The sequence below is a fragment of the uncultured Nostoc sp. genome, from assembly GCF_964245445.1.
Lineage (GTDB): Bacteria > Cyanobacteriota > Cyanobacteriia > Cyanobacteriales > Nostocaceae > Nostoc.
Genome location: NZ_CAXTNE010000265.1, coordinates 1 through 10,900, shown reverse-complemented (window position 1 = coordinate 10,900; position 10,900 = coordinate 1). Strand labels below are relative to the sequence as shown.

General features: G+C 43.2%; 7 protein-coding genes. 3 read left to right on the top strand and 4 right to left on the bottom strand.

Annotated features, from left to right (window positions below):
- Positions 1 to 53 precede the first annotated feature (53 nt).
- From ACFE90_RS30700 to ACFE90_RS30685, 4 genes are all read right to left on the bottom strand, one after another.
- Positions 54 to 359: a DUF4090 family protein gene (locus ACFE90_RS30700; protein ID WP_334916865.1), complete on the bottom strand. Its 306-nt coding sequence runs from the start codon at positions 357 to 359 to the stop codon at positions 54 to 56.
- Between the two features lie 263 nt (positions 360 to 622).
- On the bottom strand, positions 623 to 877 hold the full coding sequence (locus ACFE90_RS30695; RefSeq protein ID WP_324978072.1) for a hypothetical protein: 255 nt from the start codon (positions 875 to 877) through the stop codon (positions 623 to 625).
- Between the two features lie 88 nt (positions 878 to 965).
- A complete protein-coding gene (gene ppc, locus ACFE90_RS30690) occupies positions 966 to 4,052 on the bottom strand; it encodes a phosphoenolpyruvate carboxylase (RefSeq protein WP_375506123.1) in 3,087 nt (1,028 codons plus the stop codon).
- Positions 4,053 to 4,154: 102 nt separating this feature from the next.
- A complete protein-coding gene (locus tag ACFE90_RS30685) occupies positions 4,155 to 4,391 on the bottom strand; it encodes a hypothetical protein (protein WP_375506122.1) in 237 nt (78 codons plus the stop codon).
- A 488-nt stretch (positions 4,392 to 4,879) separates the two neighbouring features.
- On the opposite strand from ACFE90_RS30685, the gene ACFE90_RS30680 reads away from it, so the two are divergent.
- The 3 genes from ACFE90_RS30680 to psbA form a co-directional block, all read left to right on the top strand.
- Entirely contained in the window at positions 4,880 to 7,891 is a 3,012-nt protein-coding gene (locus tag ACFE90_RS30680; protein WP_375506121.1) for a DUF1574 family protein, read from the top strand.
- 133 nt (positions 7,892 to 8,024) lie between these two features.
- Positions 8,025 to 9,524 (top strand): MBOAT family O-acyltransferase, encoded by a 1,500-nt coding sequence (locus ACFE90_RS30675; RefSeq protein WP_375506120.1) that lies wholly within the window; start codon positions 8,025 to 8,027, stop codon positions 9,522 to 9,524.
- 351 nt (positions 9,525 to 9,875) lie between these two features.
- Positions 9,876 to 10,900 (top strand): photosystem II q(b) protein (gene psbA / locus ACFE90_RS30670; protein WP_375506119.1); only part of this gene is annotated, 1,025 nt, incomplete at its 3' end.

Below are 10,900 nucleotides of genomic sequence, written 5' to 3'. Positions count from 1 at the left end.
ACTTTCATCTTCTTACTTCTCCCGCCTTTTTTCTAATTCACATTAGGCGTCAATTATTTACCACTATAGAAAAAGGCAATTTCTTTTTCTTTTAGGGGTGCGAAACCAGCATCTACAAGTAATTGGTCGAGTTCTGCTTGGGGAATGTGTTTTGCACCAATTCGCACAATGCGCGATCGCATAGTATTAGATACGCCACTGCGCTGTCTATTGCTTTCTAGGGCCATAACTTTACCATAAAGTTCTAGTTTGGCAGGTGGAATAGGAGAACCATCAAAATCAATTCCCTGTGCGATCGCTTCATCAATAGCATCAGCACCTGTGGTAGTTTGATTTCCTGGGTTAGTTTCGGTAGGCATGGTGATTTACTCTTCTTCGTTATGGGTAGATTTTACCAGCCTTGTTGACACCAAACCTGCTTACTGGCTTTTTTACTGCCGAGGATTATTTGCAATTCTTCCTTCGCGCGAGGAATCTATCTTGATTAAGCCTGTCTAAGTGATCTGAATCAAAAAAACCTCTCCCTGGTTTTACTACGCAAAACCTTCCCTCTCCGACTCGGAGAGGGACAGACTTTAATTTTAGTTCAAGGCAGGGAGAGGTTCATCGAACTCACGCTAGACTAATCACGAGCTTGTCGCGTCACCAAACCACCAACAAATGCCCCTAAGATAGTGCCTGTCCATAATCCTGTTGTGCTACCTTGCCATATTGCTCCTGGTGTCATCCAAGCATTGCACATCTCCTTTAAACCCCAAGGTTGGTTTTGGCACTTTTGGCTATGCAGCATTATGGTGATTTGCCCACTGGTGTAAGCACCAAAAAAACCTGCTGATAGCGCCAAAAAAGTGCAAATTAAAATTCTATTTTTTGTCATTTGTCACTTGTCATTTGTCAAGAGTTAGAAACTCTTCCCCTGCCTCCCCTGCTCCCTCATCTCCCCACTCCCCACTCCTCATTCTCAATCAACCTGTATTTCTCATCCCAGCTGCAATGCCATTAATAGTTAACAATGCTCCTCGCAGTAATTCACCTTTGCTGTAACGAGAATGGATGACTCCAGAAGTAGCAGTAGTATTTAGTGACTGGCGTAGGCGCTTAAGTAGTGAAACTTGGATAAATCCCAAGGGGACAATTGTGCCATTGCGTAACTGCACAGATCGTTGCAAGACAGGATCGCCATCTAACAGTCGATTGTGATCAGTGATTTTTAATACCAAATCTCTTGTGAGATAGAACTCGCTAGCAATTTGGTCAAAAACTTTGGCAAAACGAAGTTGATCTTCTGGTTTTGATAATTCCTGGACGTAGTGATGTGCCATTTGCATATCTACTTTTGCCAAGGTCATCTCAGCTTTAGAAATCACCATCTTGAAGAATGGCCACTTTACGTAAAAGTAGCGCAGTAATTTCAAATGTTCTTCTGGTTCTTCATTCAAGAATTCTTGTAAAGCTGTGCCAACGCCGTACCAGGAAGGAAGTAAAAAACGAGTTTGTGTCCAGCTAAATACCCAAGGAATAGCTCGCAGACTACTTAAATCTTTCTTACCAGATGGACGACGGGCTGGACGGGAACTAATTTGTAGCTGGCTAATTTCTTCAATGGGAGTCACTTCGTGGAAGAAGTCAACAAAATCAGGCTGTTCGTAGATTAAAGCACGATAATGTTGACGCGATCGCACTGCTAATTCTTCCATAATTTCATTCCAGGGTTCAATATCATCAAACCCTGTCCGCAACAGACTTGCTTGAATCACAGCAGTAGTGATGGTTTCCATGTGGTACAATGCCAAGTCCAACAAGGAGTATTTAGAAGCCAAAACTTCTCCTTGTTCGGTAATCTTGATTCGCCCATTGATACTATGACCCGGTTGAGCCAAAATCGCCTCGTAAGCAGGGCCACCACCCCGTCCCACAGAACCGCCGCGTCCGTGAAAAATCCGCAAATTTACATCGTAGTTTTCTGCTATTTGTTGCAGTGATTTTTGAGCTTTATGAATTTCCCAGTTGCTGCTTAAAAACCCAGAGTCTTTGTTGCTATCAGAATACCCCAGCATCACTTCTTGTAAGTTAGGGGAGAGGGGGGAGGGTACTGGAGAGACAGGGGGACTAGGGAAGGATGAATTTTCATCCACAACACTCTCTGTTTTTGTCTGTTCGTAGCCGCCAGCTAACAAAGCACGATATAACGGGAGTTCAAACAGTTTCCGCATGACGCTTCTGGAGCGTTGTAAATCTTCTACTGTTTCAAATAGGGGGACTACTTGAATTGTTCCGACAGCAATGGCTGGGTCAAAAAGTCTGGCTTCTTTGGCTAAAAGTAATACTTCCAGCACGTCGCTCACGTCGCGGCACATGCTGATAATGTAAGTTTGGCAGATATTTAGACCAAATTCTTGTTGTAGCGATCGGACAACGCGAAAGGTTTCAATTACATCGTTGGTTTTTTCAGAAAATGGCAATTCTGCCGGAATTAACGGCCTCCGGGTTTGCAGTTCTCCTGTGAGCCAAGCGACTTTTTGCTCCTCAGATAGTTCGTTGTAAGGTTGAGGTAATATTTGCAGGTATTCCAATATTTCATTGAGCGCATCAGCATGGCGAGATGATTCTTGGCGAATATCTAGCTGTGTCAAATTAAAACCAAAAATTTCTACCTGACAGATCAGATTTTCTAATTCTCGACAGCTTAAACCTGTTTCTGTCAAGTTGCGCTGAATCATCCGCAGTTCTGCTAAAAAATCGTCTCCCGAAAGATACAGGGGGCTATCTTGATTTTTTGGCGTTTCCCGATTGTACAAAGCTAGATTGCGATCGTGAGTATTTTCCAGCCGTTTCAGCACATAAGCCAGTTTGAGCCGATAGGGTTCTTGCCGATAACGCAGCGCCAGTGCGTCATATACCTCACTCAACTGGGACTGATCCAACTCTAGAGATTCCAGCAAATCTGGTAAGACATCACTCCAGTGCATCGACACACTCAATAATTCAATCAAATTTTTCACTGACTGAATATATCTCCCAAGCACCATTTTGCGCTGATAGCAAGCTGTCTGCCAGGTAATTTCGGGTGTGACTGATGGGTTCCCATCCCTGTCTGAGCCTACCCAGGAACCAAAAGAGCAAAAGTTTTTACTCGGTGGTTCTAGCCAAGGAAAGGTATTAGATAGGGTGTGTTTGAAACGTTTATAAAGTTGAGGAATGCCATCAAATAAAACTTCTTGGAAGTAGTGCAGGGCATAATCTACTTCATCTAGCACAGTGGGTTTAAACTGGTGAAGTTCGTCTGTACGCCACCAGAGGCGAATTTCTTCGAGCAATTGTTCGCGTACATCTGCTGCTTCCCAAGCATATCCCCCAGCTGTTGCACCAGAATGGTTTTCCAAGGCATCCAGTTTTTGTAAAAGTTGTACTACCTGGCGCTGCTTATCCCGGATGGTATGACGAACAATTTCCGTCGGGTGCGCTGTGAAAACTAAGCGCACATCCAGATGTGCAATTAAACGTTGAATTTGCTGGGGTGGAACATTCAGTTTGAATAAATAGGGAAACAAGGCAGCAAAAGTACCTTTTGGTTTGACTTGCGCTTTTTCTAGATAATTCTTTCTGAGCAACTCTGCTGCTATTCCCCTGCTAACAGGCGCGTCATCTTCTCTTTGATTAGAAGAATAGTTGACATTAGATGCTCTTTCTGCATCTGTAGGCTCTGTTTCTACCTCATAGCGACTTAATTGCTGCCGTTGTTCGTATTCCTGCTCTATGATGTTAATCAACTGAAAATACAGAGCGAAAGCACGAGCCGCGCGAATTGCTTCGTTGATATTTAGTTGTTCAATCAATTTTACGGCTGAGGATGCTTGGTCATTTGTTGTTTGTCCTTCTGGTGAACACAAATTTCGCAACTCCCGCAACAAGTTTACCATGTTTTGACCGCATTCTTGCCGGAGAACTGACTCCCACAATTCTTCCACTACCTGGAGACGATGACGCAAAAATAATTCCGACACCGGGTATATATCCGCAGTTTGAGACGAAGAGTATAAAAGGGAACCCATATTCTCTATTCTTGTAAAGCTAATTACTGTTTACGCTTCTAGGTTTCGCACTTAATGCTCACCAAGTTGTTCCTGAGCAAATAATTATTTGGTGTATATTTTCTAAGTTTGATTAGTTTCGCTATCCTCTGGAAAGTCGAGGTTGGGTAAGCGATCGCCTCGCAATAATTCTTCACTGGCTTCCCCTATGGCTTCTAGTGCCCTTACTGTAGTTTTTCCGGTAATCAGCAGCAGTAATATAGACGCTGTACCTATTTGTAAAAGGAAAGATTGGGGAATGTTAAAGAAATCCAGATTGGATGCGGGGTTAGTTGAGGATTGTTGGTAGGCAGAAGGCATTGCTAATTCTTGGTGTGGGAATATGAGTCAAAAGGAGTCAGAAATTAGGAGTTAGTAGTTAGAAGTTAGGAATTAGGAGTTAGAAGTTATGATTACTCCAAAGATCATCAAGAGACGGAGTTTAAATGAGATAAGCTTATTGTTTGTTTCGCTCATCAGGGCCGTTAGCGCAGTGGGACGCAAGTTCAGCTTTAAAGGATAAGTCATCAGCCAGTCATATAGAATTATTCTGACTCCTGGTTCCTAACTTCTTACTCCTAACTCCTAACTCCTAACTTCTGAATTTTGACTCCCTATTAGTAAAATAAACGTAAAACTCAACATTAGTCAGACTTGCAACCTGTACAAGACTATCTTGGCCGATTTTATGAGCTACGAAGGTAACAAAATTGTTAAAAAAAAACGTCGGAGTGTGGTAAACCTATGGTTCTAGTTTACAAGTGCAGGTACTATCCCCCAACAATCGCTTCTTGTAAAGTTAACTGAGCATGAAAACAGTATTACCAGATCGCCAGCAATCCTTAGTGCAGTGGGTAAGCCAAGCAACAGGGATCAACACTTTCGGGGTGAAAGTCCGGTTACGGGGAAATAACCTTCATATTCTTTGTGAAGGTACAGAATGTCCGCAGCGTTGGCATACTTTATCTGACTTGCTGCAAGCATTACAGCAGACAGACTTGGATGTTCTCACAAGCGACGAACAACCCTCAATATATCAAGTATTTGTCTATGGCCGAAGAAAAGGGGAACAGCGCCCCTTATGGTGTCATCGGGTTTACTTGAATCAAATAGATAAGCATCTAGAGCAGGTAAAGCAAGCGCTGCTAGAAGATTCGGAAAAATCAAAACAGTCGGCTGGGGCACTGATTGTCTCTAATGAAAGTTTGGCACGCCAAGGGAACCCAGAAGCGATCGCTCGATATCTGAGCGAAACTCTGAGTACGTTAGGTGTATCAGTACAGGCAAAAATTAAGCCATATAAGCCAAAGAACTCTCAGCCAGAAGAAAATCGCCTGTGGATATTTTGTCAGTCGAGCTATAGCCCTGATGCATCGTTGCTTGCTGAACCAATAGCACAGAAGTTGCGTTATCTCAAGCTTACTGGCTACCAAGATGCAGTAGTTGTTTCTCAGGTGAGCGGCGAAACTGCCCCTGATTGGCTGCTGCGGGTGGATTTGACGCCACCAGAGGTAATGCTGAAGGAATGGGCGCGTTGGGGGGATATACAAGCGATCGCGCGATTATTAACTGAGGTATTGTCAGGGTTAAAAGTTGCTGTCCAAGCTTTTCTGAAAGAATCAACGCTACATATCTTTTGTAGCCCAGCCTTTGATCCTTTAGGAACTGCGCCAATCCCCGACAAGGAAGTGTGCTTAGAGGCGATTTTACCGCAGCTAGAAGCGATCGCACCTCAAGGCATTCTTGCCGCCACCATATACGGACAAAAAGCAGGCGACAATGAACCAACTTGGATTGATTGGGTAGCTTTACCTGCGACAAAATATCCCGCCTTTGCCACATCACCGCTAGATTTGGCGAATACTGGTGATGAACCAGCCATCATATTTTTACTAGAGCGTTTACTCAATGCTGACCTGGATTGGCGTTTATTGACAGGTGGAGTTCGCGTACTTCTGCTGAACAAAAATGATTTATTGCACATCATGTGTGATGCACCTGTTTGTCCAGGGCGTCAACAAGTAGCAACTAAAGTTACGCAGTTTATCCGCCAATTAAAAATTCCCGGTATTATGGGGGTACGTGTCTACGGTCGTCGGGCTGGGAATAAAGAGCCTTTTTGGCACTATGGACTTGATATTGAACATCGCCAACGTTTAGTACCAGAAGCAACCCCAGAATTTGCTGCTACTTCTAAATACGTTAACGATTTAGTAACCTCTGAGACTAGTGAGCCAATTTTGCGCCCCGACTTAACGACAGAAGAAGTTCAAACTTTTGTCACAAAAGTCGCGCGAGATTGGATGACAACAACAAGTGCAACCGCGAAAAAATTCCTGTTACAAAGCCAGTTATTTATCGAAAGCGATCAGTCAGCAGAACAAAGCCCTGATGTTCAAGGACTTAAGGTTGCTTTAGTGTGGGGAACACTGGGATTATTACTTACCCTTCAAACTGATTGGGTGTTGGGTCGAATTATTGCAAGTACTATGCCGGCACCAAAAGTAGCTAGTGTCTTGCCTTCATCATCTTCTGGTGAAAAGGCATCTTTGACATCTGGGAAAACTCAGAGCGAGAAAACGACATTTTTTACCAGCACTTCCAAAACAAAATCTTCTCCAAATCAGAGTTCTGTATTTAATGCTTCGGAGTTTACCCAAACTGATGATACCCCGACAAATAATTTGGCAGCCGCACCACTGAAGGAAAAAGCAACCGCTACCGCTATTCTTTTAGCAGCGCGATCGCAAATGCCAAGTTTTAATGTCAGGCAGTTAGACGAGCAACTAGCACTGTATAAACAGCGTTTGGCTAGAACTGGTACTCCGCCAGATGTATTGATTATTGGCTCCTCCCGCGCTCTCAGGGGAGTAGATCCCGCAGCACTTTCTAAAGCTTTAGCGACTCAGGGCTATCCAAATCTTGATGTATTTAACTTTGGGATCAACGGTGCCACCGCACAAGTTGTAGACTTTGTGATTCGCCACGTACTGGGAGCATCAGAACTGCCTAAAGTAATTATCTGGGCAGATGGGGCCCGTGCTTTCAATGGTGGACGCGAAGATATTACCTTTAAATCCATCACTGCATCGGCTGGTTATAAACAAGCATTCCAAAAAGCCCCAACAACTGCCAATAGCAGCGATTTGCCTGAAAATACGGTAAATTCGGGAGAAGAAAAGATAAAAGAAGAAAAACCGGAGATTAGCGCCTATGAAGCTGTAAATCAGTCGTTAAATCAGGCTCTAGCATCTCTTTCTGCTAGCTATCCAAACCGCGACCAAATTAAAAGTCTACTGCAAAAACAACTGCTTATAAATGGTCGCAATCAGACGGTTGGATCGCAAAAACAGTTAACAGACGGTACTTCAGATGAAATTACTTCCCAGCAAGCAGTTGATTTTGATGGCTTTCTACCTTTGTCAATTCGCTTCAATCCTGCTAGATACTATCAAAAACATTCTAGAGTTCCCGGAAATTACGACAACGACTATAAATCTTTCCAAATAGAAGGACAGCAAGATGCTGCCTTTCAAGAAGTGCTTCAGTTTGCCCAGTCTCAGAAAATTTCTTTAGTGTTTGTCAACATGCCTCTGACGGAAGATTATTTAGATCCTGTGCGTAGACAATATGAGCAAGAATTTCAGCAATATATGTTGCGTCTAGCTACTAATCCCAACTTTATTTATCGAGATTTGAGCCAACAGTGGCCAAAAGCAAATGATTACTACTCTGATCCCAGCCACCTCAACCGCTTTGGAGCATACGAAGTCTCCAAAAAGCTGGCTAATGATCCGATGATTCCCTGGCCAGTGAAGTAGGGAACTGGGGAGTGGGGAGTGTGGAAGAGGCAGGGGAGCAGGGAGCAGGGAGCAAGGGAGAAGAATTTTCACCTTTGCCTCTTTTTAATGCCCAATGACAAATGACAAATGACAAATGACAAATAACTGAAAAATGAACTTTATATCAATTTTTTATGGGTTGTTCTTATTGAGTGTACTAGGAATTTATTGGTCTTTAGCACAACAGAAATTGCGATTATGGACGCTGCTAATTGCTAGCTTGGTTTTCTACGGATCTTTGCAGATCCAGTACATGCCATTACTATTAGCATTGACGTATATTAATTTCCGTGTAGGGCTAGAGATCGGTAAAAATACCTCACCAGGAAAACATTCTCTTGACTGGCAAATTTCTAATGAAGAGTGGCAATTTGCCCAAGGTGACTGGAATCGCCGTCGTTTAAAAGTTTTGTGGCTGGGGATAGTTCTAAATGTTTTACTGTTATTAGGTTATAAGTATTTTACCCCTTTATTCAAGTTTGTTTTTAATGTGCAAACAAACTCACCCGATAGCTCTTTTAAATTGATTGCACCCTTGGGAATTTCCTTTTTTACCTTTGAATGCATTGCCTATTTAATAGATATTTATCGCGGTGCCCCTGCTACTGAGCAGTTTCTCAAATTTGCTACCTACAAATTATTCTTTGTAAAACTGATTTCAGGGCCAATTACGCGCTACCACAACTTAGCAAATCAATTCAATACACTAGACTTACCCAATAGCGATAGAGTCGCCCAGGCGCTGTGGTTGATTGCTAGAGGCGCAGTCAAAAAAGGTATTTTTGCAGACCACCTTGGTATTTTTGTCGATTTATGTTTTGGTAATCTACAACGGGCGGGTAGTACCGATCTCTGGTTAGCTACATTTGCCTACGGTTTGCAGTTATATCTAGATTTCAACGGTTACGTAGACATCGCCCGTGGTAGTGCTATGCTTTTCGGCTTGGTTCTACCTGAGAATTTCGATTTTCCCTACTTCAGCACCAATATTTCAGAATTTTGGCGGCGCTGGCATATCACTCTAGGAGATTGGCTACGTAACTATGTCTACTTTCCTTTAGGTGGTTCCCGTCGGGGTTTAGTCCGTACCTGCTGGAATTTATTTATTGTGATGCTAATCGCTGGTATCTGGCACGGTGCTGCTTTGGGTTATGTAGTTTGGGGCATATTGCACGGATTAGCCTTGGTGGTTCATCGACTTACAGATAATATGAGCGATCGCTTTGAAAATCTAGAACAATTCTGGCAAAATCCTCTGGGTATCTTTGTCGCTTGGTTATTAACCCAACTGATGGTTTTTACATCTTGGATTTGGTTCCGCTTACCTAACCTTCAAGACTCTTCTTTAGTAATTCGGCATCTTTGGGGTTATCCGGCTGATGCCCAGTTTGCTGAAAAGGTCTATGTAGAAGCCTTAAATATGAGCCAATCTCAACTCGCTTGGGTACTTCTAGCTATAGCTGCCCTTATGGCTGTAGTCTATACCTTCAACCGAATACTGAAGTTAGAGTTGAACTGGCCTCTTAAGCTTGTCTTCGTCCCCCTATGTTTCTACGCTGTTTGGTTATTAGCTCCTGAAGGCAGTTTGCCCTACATCTACTTTGATTTTTGATAAAACATAAGACAACTTACAACTTCTTATTTCTTTACAAATCAACAAAACTTAAAATTTTTGCAAGAGGCTATTTGTAAAGGAATGTAAAGAGAATTGACTAAGCGATCGCGTCATTGGAAGTTATAGCTAGTTTGGTGTTGAAATGGCTTACAACGCCTAAATCCATTACTTTTATGACTATTGTTTATAGTAGGAAAACTTTACAGTTCGATGAGCTTGTTAAAGTATTTTGTTACAGAATATTAAGTCTGAGATCGCGTCAAAGTAAATTCATGTAAACTATATTTCAGCAGGCGAAAACAAAATTTGCTTGTTCCATATTTAACAACCCATAGCACTTATAAAACAATGACCACAACCTTACAACGGCGCTCTGACGCTAACGTATGGGATCGCTTTTGCGAGTGGATCACCAGCACTGACAACCGTATATATATCGGTTGGTTTGGTGTACTGATGATCCCAACCCTGCTAGCTGCTACTGTTTGCTTCGTAATTGCTTTCATCGCAGCACCTCCAGTAGACATCGATGGTATCCGCGAACCTGTTGCAGGTTCATTGATCTACGGAAACAACATCATCTCTGGTGCAGTTGTTCCTTCGTCCAACGCTATCGGCTTGCACTTCTACCCCATTTGGGAAGCTGCTTCCTTAGATGAGTGGTTGTACAACGGTGGTCCTTACCAATTGGTAGTTTTCCACTTCTTGATCGGTTGCGCTTGCTACCTAGGTCGTCAGTGGGAACTTTCTTACCGCTTAGGTATGCGTCCTTGGATCTGCGTAGCTTATAGCGCACCTTTGGCTTCCGCTACCGCAGTATTCTTGATCTACCCAATCGGTCAAGGTTCATTCTCTGATGGTATGCCTTTAGGTATCTCTGGAACCTTCAACTTTATGATCGTGTTCCAAGCAGAACACAACATCTTGATGCACCCCTTCCACATGTTAGGTGTGGCTGGTGTCTTTGGTGGTTCATTGTTCTCTGCAATGCACGGTTCCTTGGTTACCTCTTCTTTGGTACGTGAAACCACCGAAACCGAGTCACAAAACTACGGTTACAAATTCGGTCAAGAAGAAGAAACCTATAACATCGTTGCAGCCCACGGCTACTTCGGTCGTTTGATCTTCCAATACGCTTCCTTCAACAACAGCCGTTCACTGCACTTCTTCCTAGCAGCTTGGCCTGTGGTCGGTATCTGGTTCACCGCTTTGGGTATCAGCACGATGGCATTCAACCTGAATGGTTTCAACTTCAACCAATCAGTAATTGACTCCCAAGGTCGCGTCATCAGCACCTGGGCAGACGTAATCAACCGCGCTAACTTGGGTATGGAAGTAATGCACGAGCGTAACGCTCACAACTTCCCCCTAGA